24 protein-coding genes are annotated in these 24,751 nt (G+C 68.2%); 13 read left to right on the forward strand and 11 right to left on the reverse strand.

Annotation, left to right across the window (positions count from 1 at the left end; all coding sequences use genetic code 11):
• Window positions 1-15 precede the first annotated feature (15 nt).
• Window positions 16-690, forward strand: a complete 675-nt coding sequence (locus ACPXY0_RS05740; protein ID WP_423929300.1) for a nitroreductase family protein — start codon at window positions 16-18, stop codon at window positions 688-690.
• Here the strand turns inward: ACPXY0_RS05740 and ACPXY0_RS05745 are convergent.
• From ACPXY0_RS05745 to ACPXY0_RS05755, 3 genes are all read right to left on the reverse strand, one after another.
• Window positions 674-1,231 (reverse strand): Glu/Leu/Phe/Val dehydrogenase dimerization domain-containing protein, encoded by a 558-nt coding sequence (locus tag ACPXY0_RS05745; protein ID WP_423929302.1) that lies wholly within the window; start codon window positions 1,229-1,231, stop codon window positions 674-676. The genes ACPXY0_RS05740 and ACPXY0_RS05745 overlap by 17 nt on opposite strands.
• A gap of 413 nt (window positions 1,232-1,644) precedes the next feature.
• Complete coding sequence (locus tag ACPXY0_RS05750; RefSeq protein WP_423929304.1) at window positions 1,645-1,962, reverse strand: winged helix-turn-helix domain-containing protein; 318 nt, start codon at window positions 1,960-1,962, stop codon at window positions 1,645-1,647.
• 89 nt (window positions 1,963-2,051) lie between these two features.
• On the reverse strand, window positions 2,052-2,750 hold the full coding sequence (locus tag ACPXY0_RS05755; protein WP_423929306.1) for an Abi-alpha family protein: 699 nt from the start codon (window positions 2,748-2,750) through the stop codon (window positions 2,052-2,054).
• 365 nt (window positions 2,751-3,115) lie between these two features.
• Between ACPXY0_RS05755 and ACPXY0_RS05760 the strand changes: the two genes are divergently transcribed.
• Entirely contained in the window at window positions 3,116-4,537 is a 1,422-nt protein-coding gene (locus ACPXY0_RS05760) for a transposase (RefSeq protein ID WP_423929308.1), read from the forward strand.
• 290 nt (window positions 4,538-4,827) lie between these two features.
• Here ACPXY0_RS05760 and ACPXY0_RS05765 read toward each other — a convergent pair whose 3' ends face one another.
• Together ACPXY0_RS05765 and ACPXY0_RS05770 are read right to left on the reverse strand one after the other, a co-directional pair.
• On the reverse strand, window positions 4,828-5,205 hold the full coding sequence (locus ACPXY0_RS05765) for a hypothetical protein (protein WP_423929310.1): 378 nt from the start codon (window positions 5,203-5,205) through the stop codon (window positions 4,828-4,830).
• A 464-nt stretch (window positions 5,206-5,669) separates the two neighbouring features.
• Window positions 5,670-6,080 carry a hypothetical protein gene (locus ACPXY0_RS05770; RefSeq protein WP_423929312.1) on the reverse strand — a complete coding sequence of 137 codons (411 nt, stop codon included), beginning with the start codon at window positions 6,078-6,080 and terminating at the stop codon, window positions 5,670-5,672.
• Window positions 6,081-6,418: 338 nt separating this feature from the next.
• Here ACPXY0_RS05770 and ACPXY0_RS05775 point away from each other — a divergent pair, with 338 nt between their 5' ends.
• Genes ACPXY0_RS05775 through ACPXY0_RS05785 form a run of 3 tightly spaced genes read left to right on the forward strand, consistent with a single transcriptional unit; the run spans window position 6,419 to window position 7,606 of the window.
• A complete protein-coding gene (locus ACPXY0_RS05775; RefSeq protein WP_423929314.1) occupies window positions 6,419-6,586 on the forward strand; it encodes a hypothetical protein in 168 nt (55 codons plus the stop codon).
• Window positions 6,576-6,995 carry a hypothetical protein gene (locus ACPXY0_RS05780; protein ID WP_423929316.1) on the forward strand — a complete coding sequence of 140 codons (420 nt, stop codon included), beginning with the start codon at window positions 6,576-6,578 and terminating at the stop codon, window positions 6,993-6,995. Before ACPXY0_RS05775 ends, ACPXY0_RS05780 begins: the two co-directional genes overlap by 11 nt.
• On the forward strand, window positions 6,992-7,606 hold the full coding sequence (locus tag ACPXY0_RS05785; RefSeq protein WP_423929318.1) for a hypothetical protein: 615 nt from the start codon (window positions 6,992-6,994) through the stop codon (window positions 7,604-7,606). Before ACPXY0_RS05780 ends, ACPXY0_RS05785 begins: the two co-directional genes overlap by 4 nt.
• Before the next feature lie 1,447 nt (window positions 7,607-9,053).
• Here ACPXY0_RS05785 and ACPXY0_RS05790 read toward each other — a convergent pair.
• Window positions 9,054-9,989: a tyrosine-type recombinase/integrase gene (locus ACPXY0_RS05790; RefSeq protein WP_423929320.1), complete on the reverse strand. Its 936-nt coding sequence runs from the start codon at window positions 9,987-9,989 to the stop codon at window positions 9,054-9,056.
• Window positions 9,990-10,102: 113 nt separating this feature from the next.
• Here ACPXY0_RS05790 and ACPXY0_RS05795 point away from each other — a divergent pair, with 113 nt between their 5' ends.
• Complete coding sequence (locus ACPXY0_RS05795; RefSeq protein ID WP_423929322.1) at window positions 10,103-10,675, forward strand: hypothetical protein; 573 nt, start codon at window positions 10,103-10,105, stop codon at window positions 10,673-10,675.
• 53 nt (window positions 10,676-10,728) lie between these two features.
• Entirely contained in the window at window positions 10,729-11,268 is a 540-nt protein-coding gene (locus ACPXY0_RS05800; protein WP_423929324.1) for a DNA-3-methyladenine glycosylase I, read from the forward strand.
• Here ACPXY0_RS05800 and hemH read toward each other — a convergent pair.
• On the reverse strand, window positions 11,219-12,310 hold the full coding sequence (gene hemH / locus ACPXY0_RS05805) for a ferrochelatase (RefSeq protein WP_423929326.1): 1,092 nt from the start codon (window positions 12,308-12,310) through the stop codon (window positions 11,219-11,221). The two genes, ACPXY0_RS05800 and hemH, sit on opposite strands and share 50 nt — an antisense overlap.
• A 148-nt stretch (window positions 12,311-12,458) precedes the next feature.
• Here hemH and hemG point away from each other — a divergent pair, with 148 nt between their 5' ends.
• The gene (gene hemG / locus ACPXY0_RS05810; protein ID WP_423929328.1) at window positions 12,459-13,724 is read left to right on the forward strand and encodes a protoporphyrinogen oxidase; all 1,266 of its coding nucleotides are present in this window, start codon (window positions 12,459-12,461) and stop codon (window positions 13,722-13,724) included.
• Between the two features lie 42 nt (window positions 13,725-13,766).
• On the opposite strand, the gene hemE is transcribed toward hemG, so the two are convergent.
• Window positions 13,767-14,780 (reverse strand): uroporphyrinogen decarboxylase, encoded by a 1,014-nt coding sequence (gene hemE, locus ACPXY0_RS05815; protein ID WP_423929330.1) that lies wholly within the window; start codon window positions 14,778-14,780, stop codon window positions 13,767-13,769.
• Window positions 14,781-14,895: 115 nt separating this feature from the next.
• On the opposite strand from hemE, the gene ACPXY0_RS05820 reads away from it, so the two are divergent.
• Window positions 14,896-16,635, forward strand: coding sequence for an N-acyl-D-amino-acid deacylase family protein (locus ACPXY0_RS05820; protein WP_423929332.1), 1,740 nt, complete (start codon window positions 14,896-14,898; stop codon window positions 16,633-16,635).
• A 4-nt stretch (window positions 16,636-16,639) separates the two neighbouring features.
• Entirely contained in the window at window positions 16,640-17,230 is a 591-nt protein-coding gene (locus tag ACPXY0_RS05825) for a TlpA family protein disulfide reductase (protein ID WP_423929334.1), read from the forward strand.
• Between the two features lie 165 nt (window positions 17,231-17,395).
• Here the strand turns inward: ACPXY0_RS05825 and ACPXY0_RS05830 are convergent, their stop codons facing one another.
• Window positions 17,396-18,652 (reverse strand): integrase, encoded by a 1,257-nt coding sequence (locus tag ACPXY0_RS05830; RefSeq protein WP_423929336.1) that lies wholly within the window; start codon window positions 18,650-18,652, stop codon window positions 17,396-17,398.
• A gap of 196 nt (window positions 18,653-18,848) precedes the next feature.
• On the opposite strand from ACPXY0_RS05830, the gene ACPXY0_RS05835 reads away from it, so the two are divergent.
• Window positions 18,849-19,058: a hypothetical protein gene (locus ACPXY0_RS05835; protein WP_423929338.1), complete on the forward strand. Its 210-nt coding sequence runs from the start codon at window positions 18,849-18,851 to the stop codon at window positions 19,056-19,058.
• A 179-nt stretch (window positions 19,059-19,237) separates the two neighbouring features.
• Complete coding sequence (locus tag ACPXY0_RS05840) at window positions 19,238-20,167, forward strand: hypothetical protein (protein WP_423929340.1); 930 nt, start codon at window positions 19,238-19,240, stop codon at window positions 20,165-20,167.
• Window positions 20,168-20,495: 328 nt separating this feature from the next.
• On the opposite strand, the gene ACPXY0_RS05845 is transcribed toward ACPXY0_RS05840, so the two are convergent.
• The gene (locus tag ACPXY0_RS05845) at window positions 20,496-22,250 is read right to left on the reverse strand and encodes an ABC transporter ATP-binding protein (protein ID WP_423929342.1); all 1,755 of its coding nucleotides are present in this window, start codon (window positions 22,248-22,250) and stop codon (window positions 20,496-20,498) included.
• 109 nt (window positions 22,251-22,359) lie between these two features.
• Here ACPXY0_RS05845 and ACPXY0_RS05850 point away from each other — a divergent pair, with 109 nt between their 5' ends.
• Window positions 22,360-23,418, forward strand: a complete 1,059-nt coding sequence (locus tag ACPXY0_RS05850) for a COX15/CtaA family protein (RefSeq protein WP_423929344.1) — start codon at window positions 22,360-22,362, stop codon at window positions 23,416-23,418.
• A 14-nt stretch (window positions 23,419-23,432) separates the two neighbouring features.
• Here the strand turns inward: ACPXY0_RS05850 and ACPXY0_RS05855 are convergent, their stop codons facing one another.
• Window positions 23,433-24,722 carry a thiolase family protein gene (locus ACPXY0_RS05855; protein WP_423929346.1) on the reverse strand — a complete coding sequence of 430 codons (1,290 nt, stop codon included), beginning with the start codon at window positions 24,720-24,722 and terminating at the stop codon, window positions 23,433-23,435.
• Window positions 24,723-24,751 lie beyond the last annotated feature (29 nt).

The raw sequence follows: 24,751 nt of genomic DNA on the forward strand, positions 1-24,751 counted from the left end.
CTCTCTGTCCGCGCGATGACGGACGGCGGCTCGTACCGTCCGGTCCCGCTCTCGACCTTCACGCGGCATGACGAGGCCGAGATGGCGCGGCGCGCCCGGGCCTTCCGGGACGAGATGCGGCGTCGGCGGACCGTCCGGGACTACTCCCCCGAACCGGTGCCCGGGGAGGTCATCGACGCCTGCATCGAGGCGGCGGGCACGGCCCCCAACGGCGCGAACCGGCAGCCCTGGCACTTCGTGGTGGTCCGCGACCCCGCCGTCAAGCGCCGCATCCGGGAAGCGGCCGAGCACGAGGAGCTGGACTTCTACGAGCATCGCGCCCCGCCCGAGTGGCTCGAGGCGCTCGCCCACCTGGGGACGGACGAACAGAAACCGTTCCTCGAGACCGCGCCCGTACTCATCGCCATCTTCGCCGAGAAGTACGAACTGCGCGGGGAAGAGAAGCTCAAGAACTACTACGTGACGGAATCCGTCGGCATCGCCACCGGCATCCTCATCACGGCACTACACCACGCGGGACTCGCCACGCTCACGCACACACCGAGTCCGATGGGCTTCCTCAACGAGATCCTCGACCGGCCCCCGAACGAGCGGCCCTTCCTGCTCCTCGTCGTCGGCTATCCGGCGGCGGATGCGCTCGTCCCCGACATCACCAGACAGCCGCTGGACCGCATCACCTCCCGCCGCTAGCGCTAGCGGCGTGGCGGGCGAGGAACCCTTGTGCGTGGCGGTGGGCTGCGTGCAGCGGCGACTCTCCGGCGGCGGCCGCCTCCTCGAACATCTCCCGGAGCGCCGACCCGATCCGCTCGACGCGGGCCCGGAGGCGGGCCGGGTCCCGCTCCCCCTGATGGATGTTGCCGAAGGCGACGGCCCCCCCGGCGTTGATCACATAGTCGGGCGCGTACAGGATCCCGCGCTCGTGCAGCGCCTCGGCGTCGGCCTCCGAGAGGAGCTGGTTGTTGGCGGAGCCCGCGACGATCGAGCACGTGAGTCGGGGGATCGTGTCGGGGTTGAGCGTGGCCCCGACCGCGCAGGGCGCGTACACGTCGACCTCGACGTCCCACATGCGAGCGGCGGACACCACGGAGCCGCCGAAGCGCATCCCGACGCTCGCCCACTTCGATGTCATGCCCTCGGCCAGGCGCATGGCGTCCACGAGCCCGTCCACCGGGGTCTCGTACGAGGTCATCCGGGTGCCGCCCGTCGCCGGCCCGAGCCGCGTGTCGTGCATGGCGATGAAGATCCAGCTGCCGGTAGCGCCGTCGTGTCAGGAGACGACGGCTTCGCCCCCCCAGGCTTCGATGCAATCGAGGAAGCTCCGGGTCATTTCCTCTCCGTCCGCAGAAAGTTGCGAGCGTGGACCGGGGTATCGTACGCATCCCTCGCCGGCGACGTTGCGGAACCCGGCCGCATGTTGGAGCGTATCGGTTGGAGAGGGGCTACGACGGCGAGGCGCGATCGGAGGACGATGGGATGACGACGGTCACGACGCTCTACTTCGGAGATACCCCCAGCTAGGTCGGTGCCACCCCGACGGGGTGCCCGTTATGCTGCCGAGAACAACGAGAACTCCGTCGTTTTCGGGGGTTGGTAAGCTCCCTCGCCCTTCCGTCCACATGAGCGGTTTCCGGCGCGTTTCGGGGGTTACCGGGCGGCGGGTTCGGCGGAGGATGGTGAGGGGTCAGCACGAAATCCCCGGCCTTCTAGAAACGCCAGCACGTCGAAATCTGGCCGCAGCGCGTAGACGCCCGGCTCGGTGCGGATGAACGGGGAGGCTGGCCCCTCGGTGCGCAACGACGTGGTGATGGCGGCGCTCACCGTGCTGGCCGCATCATCGCTCCGATGCGGCTTGATCTCCATCCGGTCAATCCGCCTCGCGATGTCGCGGTAATGGCGCGGGTGGCCGGCTTCGGCCAGCGCGTAGATTGCCGATTCCTTCCATGAAACGGGCTCGCGATACATGGTGTTCCCGTTCTCCTTAGTTGTTCCCCTCGGGGGGAAACCGGGGGGTTGTTACGGGCCGCCGCCCGGCGGTGGTGACTTCCCCTTAGTTAGCTGGGGTTCGATGTCGGTGCGTCCGAAGGTACCCGGTCGCCGGGAACCCATCCGGGCATCTTACCGGACGCCGTCACGTAGAAGTTCAAGCCGATGATCGTCGGGACGATAACTTCCGCGAAGCCCGAGGCTGTGGGTCCGGGTGTGATGGGCATCTTCATCGCGCGTTGAAGCACACCAAGGGTTACCAGCTTCTCGACGGATATGTGCGCTACCCGCTTGTCGAATCTTTCCTTCAATTCCTCAGGGTCAAAGCCCTTGGGTGCGTAGCTTCCATCCTCGTTGATTCCTTCAATCCCGTTTTCTGCGACGAAATCAAGTATTTCGCAGTCAGTACGTGATAGCTGCCGCATGATCTCGACATAGGTGGACCCGAGGTCAAAATCCGTTTCATCCCCGGCGTTCGCTGCCGTCCCGGCAAGGAGATTGGCCCATCTGTCTTGGAGGTAGGAATCATCTTGGTAGGATGCTGCTTCAAGCATTGGAAGCCCAACCGCCGGGCGGAGAAAGCTCTTCTCGTCAAGCCCGAGTTTCTCGTAGCAACGTCGCACCTTGGGTGCGATGCGGTCCAAGTTCTTCATCCGCCAGTAGTGCGCGAAATCTCCCCCTATTTCGCCGATTTCCCTTGCGCTTGGACCCAATAGGTTGTTGATGAGTTCTACGGCGGGCCGGAGGATGGGACCAATCTCATTCATGTCACAACGTCTCGCTGGTTCATGGTTAGCCCTCCCGCTGGCGGGTCGTGCATGCCGCCTCGTTGACGCGGAGGTATTCGTCGAGGAATTCGTCGAGGTGGCGAGTAACTGGACCCACGATATACTCGCCCTCCCCACTGTGCGTTCCCGTTACACTGCGGTCCCATGTCCCGGCGGTACCCGTCTCGGATGTCAGGGGGTCGCGCAGCCCTTTCCGGTGCTGGACTTCGACATGAAACGCTCGCCCGACCACGTGTACGAACACCCCTAGCAGGCCGTGGAAAAAGTCGCGATGTCCCGCGCCGGTGTTGATGGTTAGATTGTGGGCGGGACAAGAGGCAACCGGCGGTCACGGGAGGTTGGCGATGGCGGTGGGCAGGATGCCGGGCGAGCGACAGGAGGAGCTGTTCATTGCGGCGAGCGCGGTGCGGGCGCTGGACAACCCGTTCTACGCGGCTTTGGACAAGCTTCTGCGCAAGAGCGGCTTTGACGAGTTCGCCGAGGAGGCGTGCCGGGAGTTCTACGCGGCGCGGATGGGCCGGCCGGGCCTGCCACCGGGCGTGTACTTCCGGATGCTGATGGTGGGATACCTGGAGGGGATCGGCTCGGAACGGGGCATCGCGTGGCGTTGCCGGGACTCGATCTCGCTGCGGGAGTTTCTGGGCTACGGTCTGGCGAAGACGCCGCCGGAGCATTCCACGCTGTCGAAGACGCGCAAGCGGCTGAGCCTGGAGGCCCACGGCGCGGTGTTCGGCTGGGTGCTGGAGGTGCTGCGGGAGTCGGGGCTGCTGCGGGGCAAGACGGTGGGGGTGGACTCGACGACGCTGGAGGCGAACGCGGCGCTGCGCGCGATCGTGCGGCGTGACGACGAGACGGAGTACGACGCGTGGCTCGAGCAGCTGGCGCGGGCGTCCGGGATCGAGACGCCGACGCGGGCCGACCTTGCGAAGCTGGACCGCAAGCGTCCGGGGAAGGGGTCGAACAAGGACTGGAAGCATCCGCACGACCCGGAGGCGCGGATCACGAAGATGAAGGACGGCCGCACCCGCTTGGCGCACAAGCTCGAGCAGGCGGTCGACATGGAGACCGGCGCGGTGGTCGCCGTGACGGTGCAGACGATGGACGGCGGCGACTGCGCGTCGCTGCCGGTGACGCTGGACGAGACGGAGCGGCGGCTGGCGGAAGTGGGTGCGGAGCCGAGGGAAGTGGTGGCCGACAAGGGCTACCACTCGAACGCGACCATGACGGGCGTGAAGGAGCGGGGACTGCGGAGCTACGTGAGCGAGCCGAACCGGGGCCGCCGGAAGTGGAAGGGCAAGCGGGACGCGCAGAAGGCCGTGTACGGCAACCGCCGCCGCAACCGGGGCGAGCGGGGGAAGCGGCTGCAGCGCGAACGCGGAGAGAAGCTGGAGCGCACCTTCGCCACCTTCCTCGTGACCGGAGGGTTGCGCCGCGTTCACGTCCGCGGGCAGGAGGAGATCCGAAAACGGATGCTCGTTCACGCCGCCGCCTTCAACCTCTCGCTGGCGATGCGCAGCCGCTTCGGCTTCGGCACCCCGCGCGGCCTGCAGGGCCTCGCGGCAGCGGCCGCGGCCCTCTCGGACGCCTCCGCACGCGACTTTGCCGCCTTTCTTGGCCGAATCGGGCGCATTCTCGGCCTCCCGGGCGCAAATCGCGGCTTTCACCGCCCCCCGGGCCGCCTTTTGCATAACAACACCCAAATCATCCGCCACTTTCCGCTTCCACAGTCAGCCACGCCGGCAACCACTTCTTCCACGGCCTGCTAGGATGGTCCAATCGGTTGTACGGCGGAGGGCTGGGTCTGGCGACTCATACAGCCGTGCAGCGCGGAGGCGGCTGTCGATGGCGTGCTTCAAGCGTTCTTCGGTCAATCCCTCAACGTCATGATCCCCGCTGAACTGCAGGTTGACATCGGGCACTACTAGGGCGCAGTTCGTAAACAACTGGAACCGCTCCTGCCGCTCCCGAGCGTCATCTTCCTGCGCTCCGGCCGGGATCGGGGTGACGGCGAAAACCCCGACCAGCGCAACGGCGAGCGTGATAATTGTTTCTCGCTTCATCGGCCCGCCTGGACAACGCGAGAGAAGACCCCCGGCCCCAAGCTACCGTCCACCTGTTCGGGTCGCGTCCATTCGGTTACCAGCTTCGATCCGTCCGAGAACTCAATCTCGTGTGTGACGGTCGGGCGGTTCATACCGCTCGTGTACCCCGCGTTGACGAGTTGATCGTCCGGGATCGGCGTAAGGTCAAGCCCTACGGGGTCGCCCGGCTGGAAGCCGAAATGGTCGCGCCATTCTTCGGCCATCGTCGGAGATGCGAACGCCTCGGGTGCCGGTGTCTCGGGTGCCGGGTCCGGTCCGAACAGCCCCGCAACCACGTTGATTCCGACGATTGCCCCGATGACGATCAAGATGATCTTCGTGCGACGTTTCATGGCCTGCCCCCTCCAGCTACCGTTGATTCTCAACGATTCTCACTGGAACCAGCCTGCCGCCACAGGAAGAACTCGAAACAGGATTCGGTTCCAATTCGGCAAGGTTCCATAGCACTCCGTTGAGCATGTTCTGGCCTTGTACGCTAAGCCCTTCCGTCGTGCGACACGTTTGAACTTTTCCCGAACAAGCCGATTGGCTTCTTGCCGCGCGGCACTTTTCTCGTCCGAAGAAACGGAGACCAATTCAGACAAGAGAGATTGATTGCAGATACGACAATTCACGGCACCGAATACGCGAGGCATTTCGCTGTTTCCTTCCTTCGTGCTGGGGTTCGAGCTGAGGGGGGCCCCGAAGGTACGCGGGGAGCAGGGGATGTAAGCGAGAGTAAATTCGGGGTAGGGAGGGTCGGGGGACCGGAGCCGTACCCCGATCCCCCGAGCGAGCCACGCGTTGAAGAGGTCGGTTACTCTTCCCCTCCGTACTCGAACCCCAGCAACCGCGCCGTGCATGAACGGGAGCACGTCCCAAGGGCGTCCTTCTCAAACGAGAAGTGGAATTCTTCCATGCACCTCGCGCATGTCTTGACTGGCGTCGCGCTCGCCCTGGCCTCCGGTACGATTGCCTTGGTTGCGAGGAATCCGGCGACCATGTCCGAGACCCTCACTTGTTCGGCGATACGAGTCGCGAACATTTCGGACACCTTCGCCTGTTCGGCGGCTGCGGCGATCATACTGTCGGAGACCCTCACCTCACCGAGTGCGGCGATCATGCTGTCGGAGACCTTCACTTGTTCGGCGATACGAGTCGCGAACATTTCGGACACCCTCGCCTGTTCGGCGATACGAGCGAACATGCTTCCGGTTGCCTCTGTCATCGCCGTGATTTCCGCAGCGTAATTGCTAAAGCCCTGCAGACCCCTTGGAGTTGTGCTCACGATCTTTACCCCCTCCCACAACCAAGTCTCGAACCGTTGCTTTCACCTCAACTCGTATGATGAGGCGGCATGCGCCTGAAGGCAAAAGGTTACGTGGAAGGGTGCGTCGGTCCGGGGGGTGGAGACCGGCGCTTCGTTACTTCGAGATGCTCTCCCGCGAGTTCCGTAGAGGTACACCGAAGAGGTGATGGAGCAGATGCGGTCATTTGTCCGGCCATGCCTTCGGGCTCCGGGGTACCCTAAGCGTAAGCACGCGACACCGAACCGCCGGAGGCGAAGTGAGAAAGTTCCCCGAATCCCTGTCTGTCTGGATGCCGCGAAACACGCGCCAGCGTATCAACCGCGCGGCCGACCGCGAGGGGCTGGGCCTGTCAAGCTGGGTGCGGCTGATCCTGTTCCGGGCGCTGTCGGCCAGTGAGCGTCGGGCGCGCCGTCATGCGGCATGACGCGAACCGCGCCGACAGCGCCTTTGACGCGCTGGGCGAGGAAACCCGCGATGCCCTCGCTGCGGTCGCGAAGCGTGCGAGGATGCAGCCCTCCGAGTTGCTTGCTCGCCTGATTGAGAACCCTGTAGCCGCTGATCGCGAATCGGCGGCTTCGGTCGCGCGGCTGGCAAAGGTGCGCGGCGTGCGGCGGATCCCAGTGGGAAGCCCGAGGATGTCCGTGACCTTACCCGCGTGGCTCGGCGCGGACCTAAACCGCGCCGCGAGCCTCGATGGCGTCACCGCGCCGGAGTGGGCTGAGCTGGCCATCCGCGACGCGCTCGCGGCTGCACGGCGGCGACGTGCGCTGGCGTGCGAGCCCGGCGGCTGGAGAATCGCCTCCGCCGTTCCAAAACCCTTAGAAACGGAGTGAATCGAATGAGCAAGAATCAAGTGATCGTGGCCGAATTGAACGGCCAGCCGACAGGGATGGGTTTCACGCGTGAGGAAGCGATTCAGAACAGCCAAGCGCGCGGGTTCACCTCGGGTTCGACCCGCCCAGCAAGCCGGGCGGAGTCCCGCGACTTCCGCGCCATGAACCAAAGACTCCTGAGCCCGGAGGATTTCGCTTCTGAGGCCCGCGACTTGGAGGAGGTCCGCATTACCCGCGAAGACGCCAGCGACGCCCAATCGTACCGCCGGGCAAAGGAATACTCCGACCGCGCCGGGCTCCCGCTCGTGGTGATCCGCGAGGGTGCGGGAACCGCTATCCCCTCCAAGACTGCACCCCTCGAAATCAACCGTGCCGATGCGGAGGACGCGGAGATTTACCGCGCGGCGCGGCGGATCGCTCACGCCAAGAACGCGGATTTGGTGATATCGAACAGCGCCCCGCGAGTCTCCGATCCCACTCCCCCAGCATGGCACTCCGCGCCTTCGCCGGTCAGCATCAAACGGTCGGAGTTGGAGGACACGGCGCTCTACCGCGAGCGCCGCGCGGAAGCCGAAGCCGCCGGGATCGAGCTTACCATCGAGGACGCGTAAAATGATCGGCGCGAAATGGGGCTGGCGGTACGCCAACGGCCCAACCGGCGAAGTCCTCGCGGGGGCTTCCAGCGAGGTTGAGTTACCGCATCGCCGCGTCCTCGCCTTGGACTCCATCGCCCGCCGGAACGGCGCGACCTTCACGACGTGGCGGGGTGAGCCCGCAACCGCAGATGCTCACCCCCCATGGGTCTACTGTTTCCGGATGCAGCCCGCGTCCGTTGAACACGACACGCGAGCAGTGGAGGCGCTTTTCGCCGCGTGTTCGCGGGCGGGGTTGATCGACGCGGTGACCGGGACGTGGGTAACCGCCGAGGCTGCGGTCCCCGTCGTGGTGACGGAGCTTCCCGAGAAAAGTAACTCGCGCGAGTTACTTTTCCGCCAGCGGCTCCGCATGTCATGGGCGATCCTCCGGGGTCGCGCGGCGTGTGAGTGCGCGGGTTGACCCGCCGGCGGCCCGGTGGTCGTGGAACCGCCGGACGCTGATCGTGCAGCCCACCCCCGCGCGCGTCGGCGACGAGGTAACCGTGGACGTGGACGGCCATCGCGTCGCCGCGCGGGTCACCGCAGTCCGCGACGATGGGACGGCCATCGCGATCCCGGCGCGTCGGTGCCGGTTCTGCGGGAGGCGGGGCGCGGGTTCGCCCGCCCATGGACGCGGGCAGTGTTCGCCCGGCGCGTGTCTGGACTGCGGGAGTTACCCGACCCCACCCCCGCAGTAACCCAGTGGACGCCTCCGCCCCGCCGGCCATCATCACCGTTGTGACCCCTGCAACGACACGTACCAGGCGAGGCGCGAGGCTGCGGCCACGGCTCCCGAGTTGGCGGAGGTCCGCGAGTCGGCGACCCGCGCTTCGATGCGCGCGGGGGGGCACGGGACGCGGTGGTGGGTTTCCTCCGACGACGTGGATTGCTTCTTATGCTCCCGCACGTCGGAGCCCGGCGCGCCCGTCCTCAAGGTCCGTACGCGGTTCGCTACGGTTCATGTGTGCGAGCGGTGCGCCCGCAGCGCGGCGGAAGCCGCGTGACGGCGGGTTACCGGGCCCCTCCGGTGAGGCGAAGCACACGTCAGTCGTCGATGTCTGGTCCGATGCCCTCAGACTGCAAGACGCGCACCCATTGCTTTGCGTCCCGAACGCACGGGGATGTTCCACTGTGCCCCGAGTGCAGAGACACCCTCTCTGTCCCTTCCCCGTAATTCACGACTTCTTCCGAGTCGATGGGCTTGCGGCAGTAATCACACTCAACGTCCTTCTCCACCTCCGGCGCCAGCGCCATGAACAACCTTCGACTGTCGCTTCTCATTCTGTCCCTCCCTTGTTGGTGGTATTTTTTTTGCTTCAGGTCCGGCGAACCTACCCGCCCCGGCACGATAAGCAACGACCCCCCGGCTCGGGTTGAGCGCGAGGGGTCGGGGTAACTCCGGGTCGGGAGGGTAACCGGGGGATCAATCTTCCGCGAAATACTTCCGGAGGATGAGCGAGCCCATCGCCGCCTTCGAGTAATGCTCCGCCATCGACGCGTCACGGTGACGAAGCATGGCGCCAACCTCCAGCGTTGTCCCGCCGCGTTCGGCAAGCTCGATGGCCCGGCCCATACGGAGGGAGTGTCCCGAGAAGTTGCGCCCCATCGGTGGAATCAGCCCCGCCGTCAGCGTCACCTTGCGGATCCACATCGTGACGGCGTGTCCGGTCTTGAGGCGAAACACGAGGTCGGTGTCCTCCCATGCCCCGAAATCGTAGACCGCACGGAGCGCGTCGGCGGCTTTCTTGCCGACCGGGAGGGTGGCCGGATCGTCCGAGGTCTTGGAGCGCACGATGCGAACCGTGGTCATTTCCTTCGACCCGTTCCGTGGGAACGTCACGTCGGCCCATGTGAGCGCGATCAATTCGCCGCGCCGGAGTGCAGCATCGGCCCCGACTCGCAAAAGCGCGATCTTCCGCAGCGCGCGGTCGCGCTGGAGCCACGTCTTCGCCTCGTGAACCTCCGCCTCCAAGTAATCGCAGATGAAGTCCACCTCTTGCTGCCGGAGGGGGAGTGCCTGCCCGCGCGGCTCTTTTTCGGCGGTCGCGTATGCCGACTCCAGATACTCGGCGATGGCCGGATCCTTGATGGGGTTGGGCCCGGCGTGGTGCAGCTTGTGGTAGCCCCGGATCGCGTTCCGCGCGATCTTGACGTAGCTGAGGGATTTGCCCTGGGCCACAAGCTCAGCGAGGTAATTGATGATCGCGTTCGGTTCGGCTGGCATCGAGGGAGTGTTGTTCGCCTCGCACCAATCGCGGAACCAGTTGAATTGCCGTTCGTACGCGCGTTCGGTGTTCTCGGACCAACTCACCTTCCGCGCGTCCGCCCTCATCTTGAGCGCCGTGTTGCTGAGTTTCATGGGCCGTTTCCTCCGTTTCGGGCCATTTCGTCACGGTAGCTTATCCTATCTCGCGATAACCCGTCAGACTAGAGGGTAATGTTATTCCTTCTGGACAACTTTTTTTCGGAGATATGCTGCCGCCGTCGCGGAAGGACGAGAGCCGCCGGGAACACGTCCTCGTCGGCACCGCCTCCCCCGTCAAGCTCGACGTCCACCCGATCGAACACGATCTGACGCCGAACGGCACCGTGTGCATCGGCTCCTTCCACGAGAAGCGGCCCATCGGCCGCTGCGCGATCCCCGCCGGGAGCGTCCAGGACTTCCTTCGCATGGACCTCTTCGACAAGCCGGTGGCGCTCGCCCTCAATGTCCGGAAGGGCGGGCCGGGGCTGGAAGGCAGCCTGCTCGCGCTCGTCCCCATGGAGCGGGCCGCGCGCGGGGGGCGTGAACCGGACGAGCCGTGGAAAGCGAGCGTACCGGGGTCCGAGTACGACGCGGCGTCCGGGTCGGAGGGCGACGACTCCTCGTCCACGCAACTCGTCGGCATCTTCCTCGGCGAGGTCGTCCGCTTCGAGGGGGACCGTCGGGAGCCGGCGTCGCTGCTGCGCGAGGCCGCCGACATGCTCGCCTGCGTGGTCCGCGGACAGGTCGCGAGTGTCGGCGGCCGCGTGATCGAACACCTCACCGCGCCCCCCGAGAGCTGAGCCCGACAGGCGACGGCCTCTCCCGCTGTACGTGGGCGGGTCGCGAGGCGCGCATGGTGGCGTATCACGACACCGAGTGGGGCGTTCCGGTGTCGGACGATCGCATTCACTTCGAGTTCCTCGTCCTCGACGCGTTCCAGGCCGGTCTCTCGTGGGCGGTCATCCTCCACAAGCGGGAGGCTTTTCGTCAGGCGTTCACAAACTTTGATCCTTCTGTTGTATCGTTGTTTACTGAAGATCATATAAAGCGTCTTCGAGGCGATGCCTCCATTGTTCGCAACCGGGCGAAGATCGCGGCGACGGTGACGAACGCGGCACGCTTCCTCGAGATTCAGGAGGAGTTCGGGACGTTCGACGCCTTCGTCTGGTCGTTCACGGGGGGACGGACGCTCCGCAACCGCTGGCGGGAGCCGAGGGAAGTGCCGGCGTCCACGCGGGAGTCTGAACGCATGTCGAAGGTGCTACGGAAGCGCGGGTTTCGCTTCGTGGGGCCCACGATCTGCTACGCGTACATGCAGGGGGCCGGCATGGTGAACGACCACGTCACATCGTGCTTCCGGCACGAGGAAGTGCGTCGGCTGGCGCGCCGTTGAAGCACAGATCGGCCCCGGGCCGGCAGTGGCACGAGGTGCGGCGGGGAAGACCCGAAACCTCGGCCCCCAGCGCCGCCAGCGTCAGATCCGCCAGCAGCTCGGCGAACGCCTTGTCGTCGTGCGGGACCCCCACGCGCTCGAACTCGAGTCCGAGTTCCGCGGCTTCCGCCGCCAGTTCCACGTCCAGCTCCATGAGCGTTTCCGACTGCTCGTGCATGAAGCTGATGGGGTCGACGAGGACCTTCGACACGCCCGAGAGGCTCTGCAGCGCGGCCTCGATCCCGGGCTGGGTCCAGGCGATCCCGCGGTTCGAGTGGTTCTGGTAGCCGAGCGTCCACGCCGCGACCCCGAGTGCGCGGGCCAGGGTCTCGCACCACTCCTCGACATAGTCCACGTAGCGGGAGCCCTCCTCGAGGTAGCGAAGCGGCGTTCCGTGCGCGCTGAACACGAGGCGCAGGGCCGGGTCGTTCAGGCTCCAGCCCGCGTCGGCCGCGGTTCGGCGGATCGCTGCCGCGCGCAGCCCGACGTAGCCGGGGTGCCGATGCCAGCCCGTGACGCGCCGCACCTCGGGACGCCATCCGAGTCGGTCGAGCGCCCCGTCGACCTCGGCCAGAGCCGCGACCGAGGTGGACGGGCCGCAGAGGGGGTAAACCGGCACGGCCACGATCGAGGCGGCACCACGCCCCCTCAGCTCGGCCAGCGCCTCCTCGATCGAGGGGTCGGTGAACTGCATCCCCACCGCGCTGTCCATCGGGCGACCACGAGCCTCGAGGGCCTGCTGCAGCGCGTCCGCCTGGGCGGCCGCCTGCCGGTCGAGCGGCGAGCCCCCGATCCGCTCGTAGGCTTCGACGAGGCCCGGGGTCCGTCGCCGCGCGAGTTCGCGGCTTCGTTCGCGTGCGGCCGCCGGGTCGATGTCCGGTTCCAGTCGCGCGTTGGCGAGGAAGATCCGCTCGAGGAAGCGGGTGACGGCGCCGGGGTCCGGCGTGCCCGGTTCACCGAAGTTCAGGAGCAGGACGGCGGGTCGGGGGGCGGGGCTCGGCATCTGTCGTCATCTCGGGGTCCGTGAGGACCCCGCCGGTTACGGGGGGCGGGGCGCGGGGAGGGAACATATCGGCCGCGTCCCCGGCTTGCCCGTCTCGCAACCGTTCGGGAGCTTGCCGCCTCCGGTCGGCGGTCTGAAGGGGGAGGGCATGCGAATCGGAATCATCGGCGGAGGGATCACCGGGCTGGCGCTCACGCACGCGCTCGCCCGCCTGGGCGTCGACTCGATCCTGTTCGAGAGCTCCGCGGAGGTCGGTGGCGTGATCCGGACCACGCGCCACCGCGGCCGCGTGGTCGAACTCGGCCCGCAGCGGACGCGGCTCGTGGCGCCCGTGCGCCGACTCGTGGAAGACCTCGAACTCGGCCCGGAGATCCTCGAGGCGAAACCCGGAGCGCGGCTCTTCATCTGGGCGCGCGGGCGGCTGCGCGTCGTGCCGACCCGCCCCGGAGGACTCCTTGCGGGGGACCTGCTGTCACCGGCGGGGCGCGCGCGGGTGGCGCTCGAACCGTTCACCGGCGGGCTCGATCCGGGCGAGTCGGTGGCCCGCTACTTCCGCCGCAAGGGTGGGCGCGAAGCCTACCGGCGGCTGTTCGGGCCGCTCATCTCCGCCACCTTCGGGTCGGATCCGGAGACCATGTCGGCGGGCCGCGTCCTGCCGATGCTCCTCGGGCCGCTCGGAGTGAGGCGCAGCCTGCTCGCGGCGGCCCGCCGCTGGAAGCCCGAGGCGTCGCGCTCCGCGTGCACCTTCCGCGCCGGGATGTCGACGCTGCCGTCGGCGATCGCGGCCCGGCACCGGGAGCGGGTGCGGCTTTCGGCCCCCGTCGAGGTACTTCGGCGCTCCGGACGGGGGTTCGAGGTCGGCCACGGCGGCGCGCGTCCCGACGCCGAGGTCGTTGACGAAGTCGTCATCACGACGCCGGCGCCCGACGCGGCCCGCCTCCTGCGGACCGTGTCGCCGGAGGCCGCCGACCGGCTCTCTCGACTACGGTACAACCCGATCGTCGTGTGCCCGCTCGACGTCGAGGGGGCGGGGGAGGGGTTCGGCTTCCAGGTCGCGTTCGGCGAACGCTGGCGCACTCGCGGCGTCACGTGGAACGCGTCGCTCTTCGGGCGCGAGGGCGTCTGCACCGCCTACCTCGGGGGTGGTCTCGATCCCGAGGTCGCCGGCTGGGACTCCGCTCGTCTCGAGTCGACGGCCGCCGCCGAGTACGAGGCGATCCACGGGCCGGCGGCGGCCCCGATCCGCACGGCGCGCCCGCGCCTGCCGGCGTACGATGCCTCGTGGCGGGCGCTCGACGGTCTCGAACTCCCCCGCGGGATCACGCTCGCGGCCGGCTACACCGGGCGCCTGGGCATCTCGAGTCGTATCGCCGAAGCCGAGGCCGTCGCCCTGCGAATCGCCGCGAAACGGTAAGGCCGCGTTCTCGCGGGAACGTCTCCGGACGCTCTCTCGGCCTCAGCCCGGCGAGCTCCAGCGGTGCACTTCATCGACCACGGCAGCGATCACGCGGGGGTCGGAATCGGGGTGCAGGCCGTGCCCGAGGTTGAAGATGTGCCCCGGCCGTCCCCCGGCGCGGCGCAGGACGTCGCGCGTTCCGGCCCGGGCCGCTTCCTCGCCAGCCAGGATGCGGGCGGGGTCGAGGTTCCCCTGGATGGCGCGTTCCGTGCCGATCCGCTCCCACGCTTCGTCCAGGGGCAGGCGCCAGTCGACCCCGATCGCGTCGCCGCCGGCTTCCGCGAAGGCCGGGTGCGCGGCGCCGTAGTGCACGGTCGGAATCCTGCGCTCGGCAAGCCGTTCGAGGAGACGCCGGGAATGGGGAAGCACATGAGCTCGATAGCTGTCGGGATCGAGGACGCCGCACCACGAGTCGAACACCTGGATCGCGCCGGCGCCGGCTTCGTGCTGCGCGATGGCGAACTCGGCGAGGTGTTCGACCCAGAAACCGGCCAACCGGTCCCACAACCCGGGCCTACGGAGCATGAAGCCCCGGAGCTGCGTGAGGCGGCTGTCGCGCGCCCCGCGGGCCAGGTACGAGCAGAGAGTGAACGGCGCCCCGACGAATCCGATCACGGGCCGCTCCGGGTCGGCCGCGAGCAGGCGGATCGCCTCGAGCACGAAGTCGAGACGCTCCCGCGGGTCGAAGGGACGCAGCCGGTCCACGTCCTCGAGGCCCCCCCATGGAGGCAGGGGGACGGGTCCCACGCCGGGACGGAGTTCCACCTCGATCCCGGCCGCCTCGAACGGCGTCGACAGATCCATGAACAGGACCAGCGCGTCCACGTCGAAGTAAGCCAGCGGCAACCGCGTGACGCGCGCCGCCGCCTCCGGATCGCGGACGAGTTGGAGGAAGCCGCGCTCCCGGCGCAGCTGGCGGTATGCGGGGAGGCAGCGGCCCGCCTGCCGCATGAACCACACCGGGGTCCGTTCCACGGGTTCGCGCGACAGCGCGCGGAGAAGGAGATCGTTCATCGCCCGCCGATCTACGGCGGCCACCCTCGAGGCGCAAACCAGCGGGTTGGACCCGTGCGTGCGCCGGCGTAGCTTAAGCGGTGCGAGAGCACGGGTCCATCACAGTGGAGCGATCATGAACCGCCGCGCCGCCCGCACGCTGCTGTGTGCCGTCACCCTTGGAATCGTCAGCTCACCACCTCTGTCCGCGCGGGAGGGGGCGCAGAACCAGAGCTTCGACATCGTGCTGCGCGGGGGGCGGGTGCTGGACGGCACGGGGAACCCATGGTTCCGCGCGGACGTCGGGATCCGGGGCGGCCGGATCGCCGCGGTCGGGGATCTCTCGAACGCGACCGGCGAGCGCGTGATCGAACTCGACGGGCGGTACGTCGTCCCCGGATTCGTCGACATCCACTCGCACGCGGACGACGGCCTCGACGCGGAGGGAGACGCCGGGAGCGAGGGCGCGCGCCGCCGCGCGGCCCCCAACCTGGTGAGCCAGGGCGTCACCACGGTTGTCGTCAACCAGGACGGCGGGTCCCCGTGGCCGATCGCGGACCAGCGCGCGCGCCTCGAGTCGCGCGGCCATGGGCCGAACGCGGCGCTCATGGTCGGCCACAACACGATCCGCGGCATGGCGCTCGGCGACGACTTCATGCGGCCCTCGACCCCCGCCGAGGTCGAGCGCATGACGGAACTGGTCGAGCAGGGGATGGCGGAGGGCGCGTACGGCCTCAGTGCGGGGCTCGAGTACGTGCCCGGGATCTGGAGCGAGACCTCCGAACTCTTCCCGCTCGTCGAGGCGGCGGGGCGGGGAGGCGGCGTGTACATCGTGCACGAGCGCAGCTCCGGCATGACGCCGATGTGGTTCTGGCCGAGCCAGGACGACCCCGGTCCCCCGACCATGATCCAGACCGTCCTCGAGAACATCGAAGTTGCCGAGCGCACGGGCGTCACGACCGTGGCGACCCACATCAAGGCCCGCGGCTCGGACTTCTGGGGCGCGGGGCGGGCCCTCGTGGAGCTGATCGAGCGGGCCCGGGCGCGGGGCGTTCCGATCTGGGCCGACCAGTACCCGTACAACACGACCGGGAGCGACGGGAATACGGTCCTCCTGCCACGCTGGATCTTCCCCGGCGGCGGCCCGGGCGGTGGCCCGTCGGGGGGAGGGCGCGCGCAGATCGACTTTGCGGCGGCGCTCCGCGAGGCGCTCTCCGACCCCGCCAGCGGCGAACAGGTCCGCCTCGACATCGAGCACGAAATCGGGCGTCGCGGGGGTCCCGAGAACCTCGTCATCATGGACCATCCGGATGAGACCCTGATCGGGAAGACGGTGGCGGAGCTGGCCGCCGAGTGGGATGCGTTCCCCGTCGACGTGGCGATCCGGCTGCAGATCGAGGGCGAGCGCACGCGGCCGGGCGGGGCACGCGTGCGCGGCTTCTCCCTGTCGGAGATAGACGTGGAGGAGTTCTCGGCCCACCCGTGGCTGGTGACGGCCTCCGACGCCGGCATTGCGCTCCCGGACGACGGTCCGGTCCACGCGCGCTTCTACGGCACCTTCCCGCGGAAGATCAAGCGGTACGCGATGGACCTCGGCGTCCTGTCCGTGGAGAGCGCCGTGCGATCGATGACGAGCCTTCCCGCGCAGCTCCTCGGGCTTCGGGACCGGGGGCTCATCCGGGAGGGGATGGTGGCGGACATCGCCGTCCTCGATTTCGACGAAATCCAGGACAACGCGACGTTCTTCGACCCTCACCAGTACGCCTCGGGCGTGGACTACGTGCTCGTGGCGGGGAACTTCGTCGTCGATGGGGGTGAGCTGACGTGGGCGCTGCCGGGCGTCGTCCTCACGCCGAGCGCCGGCGGCGGGGGTTGACCGGATGAAGTTCGGTGTCCTGACCCGCAGGGGCGCGGCGGCATTCGCCGCGCTGATCGGGTTCGGGTGCGGGACGGCTGGCGACGCGCCGGACGCGGCCGCTGAGGCGGCGCCGGATCGCGGCGCGGCGGCGAACGGCGCCCCGGCCGAGATCCCCTCCGGGGCGAAGCCGGCGCCCGGCGAGTCCTTCCGCACCCTGGAGGGCGCCGAGGCGACCCTCGAGGATCTGCGAGGCAACGTGGTCGTCGCGAACCTGTGGGGCACGTGGTGCCTCCCGTGCCGCGAGGAACTGCCGGAACTCGTCGAACTGGCCCGGGTTTACGCCGACCGGCCCGTCGCCGTCCTCGGCCTCGCGGTCGAGTCCGGTAGCCCGGAGGAGATCCGCGACTTCCTCGCGGACTTCGGCGCCGGCTACCCGAACTGGATCCTCGGGATGGACGACGCCGTCGCGACCTTCGCCGCGGTGGGCTTCCCGACGACGGTCATCGTCGACCCCGAGGGCTGGATCCGGAAGGAACTCCTCGGCCCCCAGACCGTCGCGTCCCTGAGCGGGGAGATCGACGCCCTCCTCCTTGGCGCCGGAAGTGTCAGGTAATGACCGAGAGTCTTTATCCAATACGGAGATGATCGTGAAGGAGGACCTCGGGCCCGGGTGAGGGCGCGGGGCCGGTTTAGCATCTGGAGGCATGTTGATGCTGGCGGCGCGGCTCGCAACGGCCGGGGCGTGCGGCGGCTTTGGCAGTGGTCCTCATCTGGTCCTTCACGCGGCGGAGGTACCGGCGGCGGCGAGGTTGCGGAACAGCTGGCGGACGGCCTCGAGGCCCGAGGAGGCGGCGGCGAAGCGGTCGAGCTGCTCGAAGGTGACGTCGTCACGGAGGGAGTTCTCGGCATCGGGAAGCGACTTGAGCTTCTCGTAGGGGGTGGCGACGTCCTGTTGGCGGTAGCGCTTCTTGATGCGGCCGCGGGGGCCTTCGACCTCGGAGGGGAAGAGGCAGGGCCGGTGGAAGTTGAGGAAGGGGCAGAGGACGCTGCGGAGGAAGTCGTTGACGGCGGGGGCGCACTCTGCGGAGATGTGGGCGCGTCCGAGCCACTTGCGGACGATGGCGCCGTTCTTGGACTCGACGAGCGCGTTGTCGTTGGAGTGTCGAGGCCGGGACTTGGTGAACTCTCCGATGTGGAGCTTGTTGAGCAGTCGGGCGACATGGTGGTTGATGTACTCGGAGCCGTTGTCGGCGTGGAAGCCTTCGACGCGGAAGGGGAAGGCTTGGAGGAGGTCTTCGAGAACGGGCAGGAGGAAGTACTCGCTGGCGCGGACGCCGCCGCCGATGTGCTCGAACTGGGTGACCTGATCGACGACGTTGAGGACGTAGACGCCCTTCTCGCCATCCCGGTCGCCTTGGTGGACCGTGTCGACACGGACGAAGCCGGGGCGGCCGTCGGGATCGGGCTTGCGGCGGACGCCGATGGAGATATGTACGGGTCGGGTCTTGGCGATGGAGAGGGCCCCGAGGCGGTAGTCGCGGGCCTTGCGGAGGTTGTGGATGTGGCCGTTGGAGATGCGTGCGAGGCGCTCGAAGCGCTCGTCGCGGTGGACTTCGTACTGGCGGCGGAGGATCTCCTTGGTGGCGGGTCCGGAGAGCCGGCCGTAGGCGTCGTCGACCTCGGCCAGGAGGGCGTCGTCGCGGGGCGTGTAGCGCCGCTGGAAGGCGTTGGCCGGGGGCTTCTTGAGGTGGTCGCGGATGTCGCCGGTCCTTCGGTGCTGGGCGATCAGCCGGGTGAGCTGCGCCCTTGGGAGCCCGGTCACCTTGGCGAGGTACGCCTTGACGAGACCCTTGTCCGGCTTGCCGAGGTGGTGGTAGCGGAGCCTCTCCAGCGAACGTATGACGAAGAGGTAGGCCGAGTCCCGGTCGTCGAGGTCGAAGTCCACCGGCTCGCTGCCGCCGAGGAAGGCGCCAACCTCCTCCAGGGGTGGATCCGTTCGGTGCGAAGCGTCACGATCATGCCTCCATGATCTCATCGCCCCGCGCTTCAGGCTCACTTCCCGGTGGAAACCCATCCCCCGTTCAGGCTCACTTCCCGTTGGACAAGCGTTCGAGTTGCATAACCGAGTGGGGGGGGGGGGGGTAGGATGTCCTCCCGAGACTGTCGGCCTTACAGGTGCCGACGAAACGATTCGGTCCGAACGACCGGCGAGACCCAAGGGAGAATGCTCGATGACCAGGTTCAGGAACTTCGTCCGACCCGTGATCCTCTCCACCCTCATTCTCGTGACTGGCGCTGTCGGCGACGCTCGGGCCAATTTCGACGAAGACTGTCCCTTCAACCCGGGCGGATACTTTGAGGACTGCCTGCAGGACGACCTCGGTCCGGGAAGGTGCATGTACAGTGACGATCACTACTATGCCACCATGGATGGGTGTTGACGTCGATTCGTTCGTCCGGGCTTTCGCGAGAGCTTCAAGCCCCGAAGTTCCGTAAGCTGCAGTCGTGGCTTGCGGAGACTGTGAGCGCCGGACTTCTGTGCCTCTGCTTAGCGTCGTGCGGCGGGGACTCCCGCCCAGGCCCGGATCGATCCCTCTCGCGTCCCATCGAGTTGGAGCGCGTGCGCACGATCGTGCGCCAGGACGCAAGTGACGCGACAGCTTGGCTCGGGCGGATTAGGGATCTCCGCCACGATCCGGTGGCGGACCATCTCCTGGGCGTGGATATCGATGACCATCGAATCGTCGAATTCACGACCGGCGGAGAATTCGTAGGCTACTTTGGTCGTCACGGTGAGGGACCTGGAGAAATGCGGAACCTCGCCGGCTTCGAAGTCACCGGCCGCCACGTGATTGCGCTGGATCGGGGGAACGCCAAACTCGTCGTGTTCGACCGCTTCACCCGGCAGGCGGTTACGGAGGTTCCTCTCAACCGCGGCGCCATGGACCTGACGCTGCTGGGCGATACGCTGGTTGCGGTCATGCCCGGCCCGGACGGAACGCTATACGAACTGTTCGAGGTCGACGGGCGGAGCGTCGGCGCCTTCGGCGACGGGGCCTTCCTCGCTTCATGCGTTTCGTGTTCCATCACGAGCATCGGCGAGGAGTTGCTGGCCGTCGTGAAACCCGGGTCGCCCGAGGGGCGCATCTACCGACTCGACGGGACCATGTTCGACGCTTTTGGTTTCGGCGAGGTCGTCCATGTCCTGACGGAATGGCGCGAGGACTTTCTGGAGACGGTTCGCGGGGCGTCGCGCATGGTCGCCTCCGGAGGAGGAGGGATGCCGGCGGGCAGGCTTTGGGCCGGATCGACGACCGGAGCCATTGGTGACGGCTCCTTCTTCGTAAGGGCGACTCCTGAGAACATGGACGTAAACCCGGGCGAATTGTGGGTGCTCGATCGTCGCGGGCGGGTCCAGAAGCGATATGTGTTCGACCCTCCATTGATAGGGGTCTCCACCGTCTCCTTCCCGCGGATATTCGCGGTCGGTCTTAGCCGCGAGTTCGGCGTGTATGAGTACCGTCTGCCCGCTGACTACGATGGGCCTTAGCGGACGCGGATTCGGGTCAGACGAGTTGCTGGCTTCCGTGGGGGCGGCGGTAAAGCGTCCCGCGGTCGATCGGGACGTTGTGCGCGCCGAGGACTGTCCCGGCATCCTGCTGTGGGTTCCGCCACGCGTGTGCTTCAGCGAGCGGTGGGCCTCCATTCAAGGGGAGTGCCTGCGGGCCACTGTTCCGAATCCGACATCGGTCCGACCGAGTGCATCTACAGCGACAATCACTACTTCCTCAACCCTGGAACGAGCTGCAGCTAACGGGGCCAGCCGCTGGGAGTGGGATCGGATATCAGCGAACGCGAGGAGATTCCACCTGGAGGACTCAGGCGAGTTGCTGGCCTTCGTAGAGGCGGCGGTACAGGGCGCAGCGGTCGATCAGGACATCGTGCGGACCGATGTCCACGAGCCGCCCCCGGTCCAGGACCAGCAGGCGGTCGGCGCGGCGCACGGTGCGCAGGCGGTGGGCGATGATGACCGTCGTGCGTCCGACCGAGGCAGCCTGCAACGCCTCCTCCACCAGCGCCTCGCTTTCCGCGTCGAGACCGCTCGTCGCCTCGTCGAGGATGAGAATCTCGGGTTCCTTGAGGAGGACGCGTGCGATCGCGATCCGCTGCCGCTGGCCGCCCGAGAGCCGCACGCCACGCTCGCCGACCATTGTCTCGTAGCCGTCCGGCAGCCGCTCGATGAACTCGCGCGCGTGCGCCGCCGCGGCCGCCGCCTCGATCGCCGCGTGGTGCGCGTCCGGCCGGGCGTAGGCGATGTTCTCCGCGATCGTCCCGGCGAAGAGCGGGTGGTCCTGCGGGACGACGCCGATCCGTGACCGGAGTTCCGCGAGGGCGCACTCGCGCACGTCCACCCCGCGCACCCGCACCCCCCCTCGCGTGACATCCCAGAAGCGGGGGATGAGCGAGGCGAAGGTCGTCTTCCCGGCGCCGCTCGGGCCCACGAGTGCGACGACCTCGCCCGGAGCGATCGTCGCGTCGATCTCCTCCAGCGCCCAGGGCTCTGTCTCTCCGTAGCGGAAGGACACGGCGTCGAAGGCGATCTCCGGCGGTCCGTGGCCCGCGAGTGAGCTGGGGGCGGCCGGCTCGACGATCGTGCTCTCGATATCGAGCATGTCGAACACGCGGCGCGCGGCGCCCTGCGCCTCCTGGTAGGAGCCCCACAGCGAGGCCAGCGCCATGATCGCCGCCGCCACGGAGAAGGCGTAGAGGAGGAACGACACGAGCTGCCCGGCCGTGATCTGGTCCGCGAGCACGAGCCGCCCTCCCTGCCAGAGGACGATCACGATGCCGCCGAACGCGACGACCGTAAGAACCCCGAACAACACGGCGCGCACGATGGCCCGCGAGAGCGCCGCCTCGAGCGCGGCGTCGATTCCGGCCCGGTAGCGGGCGCGCTCCCACCTCTCCCGGACGAAGCTCTGGACGATCTCGATCTGGCCGAAGGCCTCGTCCGCGACCGCGTGCGCCTCGGCGAGCCGATCCTGCACCTCCGTACTCCGCCGCCGGAGCAGCCGCCCGAGCGCGAAGCCGGCGAGCACGACGATGGGGGCCACCGCCAGCGTCGTCAGCATGAGTTGCCAGTGGAGGAACGTGAGCAGCACGAGCGCGCCGACCAGAAAGAGGATCTGCCGCACGAGTTCCGCGATCTGGTGCCCCATGATCTGCTGGAGCGTCGAACAGTCGGAGGCGAGCCGCGAGGTGAGTTCGCCGCTCGCACGCCCCGCGTGGAATCCGGGGGAAAGCCCGACCAGCTTCGAGAACAGTTCGTCGCGCAACCGGGTCACGACGCGCTCTCCGGTCGCCCCCAGCCAGTACGTCTCCCCGAAGTTGAACAGGCCCTGGAGTGCGAAGAGTCCCAGCAGCCCCAGCGCGATCGCGCCCAGGAGCGCCGCATCCCCGTCGCCGAACGCCGCGTCCATCAGGTAGCGCACGACGAGAGGGAAGACGAGGCCGATAGCGGTGCTCAGAAGGAGACAGATCCCGGCCCCGGCGAGTGCCGGCCGATGAGCCCGCAGCCGCGGGGCGAGCCGCTTCAGCGCGAACAGAGAAATCCGTCGTCCGGAGTCCGACATCGCGCTTGGCCTCTCCACCGCCCCCGTCTATCTTCCGCGCCCCGGTGACTCCGGGAGGAGCCGGAAGTTCGCACGGGCCACGAGACCTGCGCAACGCGCCGCGGAGACCTTGAAGACACCGCCCCTCAGCCGAATCGAATCACCGCGCCACGCCCGAATCCTCGCGGCCTGGCTTCTCGTCGGATGCGTCCTCGTCGCGTCGACGCTGATCCTGGGGGGTGTGACGCGCCTCACCGGATCGGGCCTCTCGATGGTCGACTGGGAGCCGGTCAGCGGCGTCGTCCCGCCGCTCGGCGCCGAGGCCTGGGAGCGGGAGTTCGCGGCCTACCAGGCCTCGCCGGAATACCGGCTCGTGAACCGGGGGATGTCCCTCGCGGAATTCAAGCGCATCTTCCGGTTCGAGTACGCGCACCGGCTGCTGGGGCGCGTGATCGGGCTCGTCTTCATCGTGCCCTTCGCGGTGTTCCTGTGGCGACGGATCATCCCGCGATCGCTGGTCCCTCGGCTCCTGCTCATCTTCGCGCTCGGGGGGGCGCAGGGGTTGCTGGGATGGTGGATGGTGCAGAGCGGGCTCGTCGATGTCCCGCGCGTGAGTCCCTACCGCCTCACCGCGCACCTCGCGCTCGCGGTCCTCGTCTACGCACTCTCGCTGTGGACCGCGCTCGCGCTGCTGCGACCCGAGGACGGGGCCGCGGCCTCCGACCCGGGATCAGGCGGGAGACCGGGGCGCTGGTCGGCCGTCGTCCTCGGCCTCGCCGCGCTCACCATGCTCTCGGGCGGTTTCGTGGCCGGGCTCGACGCCGGGCTCGTCCACAACACATTTCCCGGGATGGGGGACGACTGGATCCCGCCCGACCTCTTCGCGGCGACCCCGTGGTGGCTCAACCTGTTCGAGAACCGGACCACGGTGCAGTTCGATCACCGCGTCCTCGCGATGCTGCTGCTGGGTGGGGTGACGGCCCTCTGGTGGGCGTGCGCGCGGCGCGCGGGACGGGCGGCGCTGAGGTGGGCGCACGCGGGATTCGCGGCCGTATGGGTGCAGGCGGTGCTGGGGGTCGCCACGCTCCTCCTCTTCGTCCCCATCCCCCTCGCGGTGCTCCATCAGGCGAACGCGCTCGTCCTCTTCACCGCGCTCCTGGGCCTGACCTTCGAACTGCGGCGGGCCTAGCTCGCCACGGACTGCTAGACCGCCTCCAGCAGCGCCACGTGGCCGAGACCACCGGCGGCGCAGACGCTGACGATGGCCCGCGTCCCGGCCGGCCGGGACGCGAGTTCGACCACCGTCTGGGAGAGGATGCGCGCCCCGGTGGCGCCGAAGGGATGACCGAGGGCGACGCTGCCCCCGTTCGGGTTGATGCGTTCCCGCGGGAACGCGCCGAGACCGTCCTTCGCCGGCGAGCGCGCCGCGAGCCACTCCGGACTCTCGAGCGCGGCCACCGTGCACAGGACCTGCGCGGCGAACGCCTCGTGGATCTCCCACAGCCCGATGTCGTCCAGCGACAGCCCGTGGCGGTGCAGCAACCGTGCGATCGCGATCGCGGGGGCGATGAGGAGCCCTTCCCGCTCCGGGTCGATCGCCGCCTGCCGCCAGTCGAGGAGTCTCGCCCGGGGCAGGGCGTCGGGAAGCGCCGACAGACCCGCTTCCGAGGCGACCCAGCACGCTGCCGCCCCGTCGGTGAGCGGTGACGAGTTGCCGGCCGTGAGCGTCCCCGCCGAACGGGAGAACGCGGGGCGAAGGTCGGCGAGCTTCTCCGGCGAGGTGCCGGAGCGGGGCAGCGTGTCGCCGTCCACCGGGAAGGTGCCGGGGGTCACGAGGAGGGATCGGAAGAACTCCCCCCCGTCCCGGGTGGCCCCCTCGTGGCTCGCGAGCGCGAAGCGGTCCTGTGCCTCCCGCGGGATCCCCCATTCCCGCGCCATCTCCTCGGCGTGCTGACCCATCGTCTTCCCCGTCGTGCGCTCCGCCACGGCGGGCACCGAGATGCGGAGGTCGCGCGGGCGGATGTCGCCCAGCGTCCGGACCATGCGGGGGAAGCTGCCCGCGCGCCCGGCCCGCCGGATCTTCCTGCTGAGCCCCTGCGAGAGTCCGATCTGAGTGTGGCTCATCGACTCGACGCCGCCGCAGAGCACGAGGTCCGCTCTCCCGGCCCCGACCTGTCCGGCCGCGTGGGTGGCGGCGGCGAGCGAAGTCGCGCACGCCTGGACGATGCCCTGCGCCGGCACGCCGGGGTCCAACCCCGAATCGAACCAGACCTCCCGACCCCAGTTACTCACGGTGAGGGAGGGGATGACGGCGCCCCACAGGACGAGGTCGATCCGCGCCGCGCCATCCCGGCCCGGTCCGCGGTCGCCCGCGACCGTTTGCTGGATGACCGGCGCGGACAGGGCGAGGCCGTCGAAGCGCGCCAGCTCACGATCCATCTTCGTGAACGGGGTGCGCAGGCCGGGGAGGACGAAAGCCGAACCGGGATTCATGCGTGGCATCCTATCGAACGTCCTCCCAA

Origin of the sequence: Candidatus Palauibacter sp., assembly GCF_965237495.1 — a bacterium.
Lineage (GTDB): Bacteria > Gemmatimonadota > Gemmatimonadetes > Palauibacterales > Palauibacteraceae > Palauibacter.

Excerpts from the sequence above, each read along its gene's own strand:
- ACPXY0_RS05790 (WP_423929320.1), bottom strand. The coding sequence starts at position 9,989 with ATGAAACTCAGCAACACGGCGCTCAAGATGAGGGCGGACGCGCGGAAG.
- ACPXY0_RS05845 (WP_423929342.1), bottom strand. The coding sequence starts at position 22,250 with ATGTCGGACTCCGGACGACGGATTTCTCTGTTCGCGCTGAAGCGGCTC.
- hemH (WP_423929326.1), bottom strand. The coding sequence starts at position 12,310 with ATGCCGAGCCCCGCCCCCCGACCCGCCGTCCTGCTCCTGAACTTCGGT.
- ACPXY0_RS05770 (WP_423929312.1), bottom strand. The coding sequence starts at position 6,080 with ATGACAGAGGCAACCGGAAGCATGTTCGCTCGTATCGCCGAACAGGCG.
- ACPXY0_RS05750 (WP_423929304.1), bottom strand. The coding sequence starts at position 1,962 with ATGTATCGCGAGCCCGTTTCATGGAAGGAATCGGCAATCTACGCGCTG.
- ACPXY0_RS05835 (WP_423929338.1), top strand. The coding sequence starts at position 18,849 with ATGACCAGGTTCAGGAACTTCGTCCGACCCGTGATCCTCTCCACCCTC.
- ACPXY0_RS05765 (WP_423929310.1), bottom strand. The coding sequence starts at position 5,205 with ATGAAACGTCGCACGAAGATCATCTTGATCGTCATCGGGGCAATCGTC.
- hemE (WP_423929330.1), bottom strand. The coding sequence starts at position 14,780 with ATGAACGATCTCCTTCTCCGCGCGCTGTCGCGCGAACCCGTGGAACGG.
- ACPXY0_RS05855 (WP_423929346.1), bottom strand. The coding sequence starts at position 24,722 with ATGAATCCCGGTTCGGCTTTCGTCCTCCCCGGCCTGCGCACCCCGTTC.
- ACPXY0_RS05760 (WP_423929308.1), top strand. The coding sequence starts at position 3,116 with ATGGCGGTGGGCAGGATGCCGGGCGAGCGACAGGAGGAGCTGTTCATT.
- ACPXY0_RS05755 (WP_423929306.1), bottom strand. The coding sequence starts at position 2,750 with ATGAATGAGATTGGTCCCATCCTCCGGCCCGCCGTAGAACTCATCAAC.
- ACPXY0_RS05800 (WP_423929324.1), top strand. The coding sequence starts at position 10,729 with ATGGTGGCGTATCACGACACCGAGTGGGGCGTTCCGGTGTCGGACGAT.
- ACPXY0_RS05820 (WP_423929332.1), top strand. The coding sequence starts at position 14,896 with ATGAACCGCCGCGCCGCCCGCACGCTGCTGTGTGCCGTCACCCTTGGA.
- ACPXY0_RS05795 (WP_423929322.1), top strand. The coding sequence starts at position 10,103 with ATGCTGCCGCCGTCGCGGAAGGACGAGAGCCGCCGGGAACACGTCCTC.
- ACPXY0_RS05745 (WP_423929302.1), bottom strand. The coding sequence starts at position 1,231 with ATGCACGACACGCGGCTCGGGCCGGCGACGGGCGGCACCCGGATGACC.
- ACPXY0_RS05830 (WP_423929336.1), bottom strand. The coding sequence starts at position 18,652 with ATGAGATCATGGAGGCATGATCGTGACGCTTCGCACCGAACGGATCCA.
- ACPXY0_RS05825 (WP_423929334.1), top strand. The coding sequence starts at position 16,640 with ATGAAGTTCGGTGTCCTGACCCGCAGGGGCGCGGCGGCATTCGCCGCG.
- ACPXY0_RS05780 (WP_423929316.1), top strand. The coding sequence starts at position 6,576 with ATGCGGCATGACGCGAACCGCGCCGACAGCGCCTTTGACGCGCTGGGC.
- hemG (WP_423929328.1), top strand. The coding sequence starts at position 12,459 with ATGCGAATCGGAATCATCGGCGGAGGGATCACCGGGCTGGCGCTCACG.
- ACPXY0_RS05740 (WP_423929300.1), top strand. The coding sequence starts at position 16 with ATGACGGACGGCGGCTCGTACCGTCCGGTCCCGCTCTCGACCTTCACG.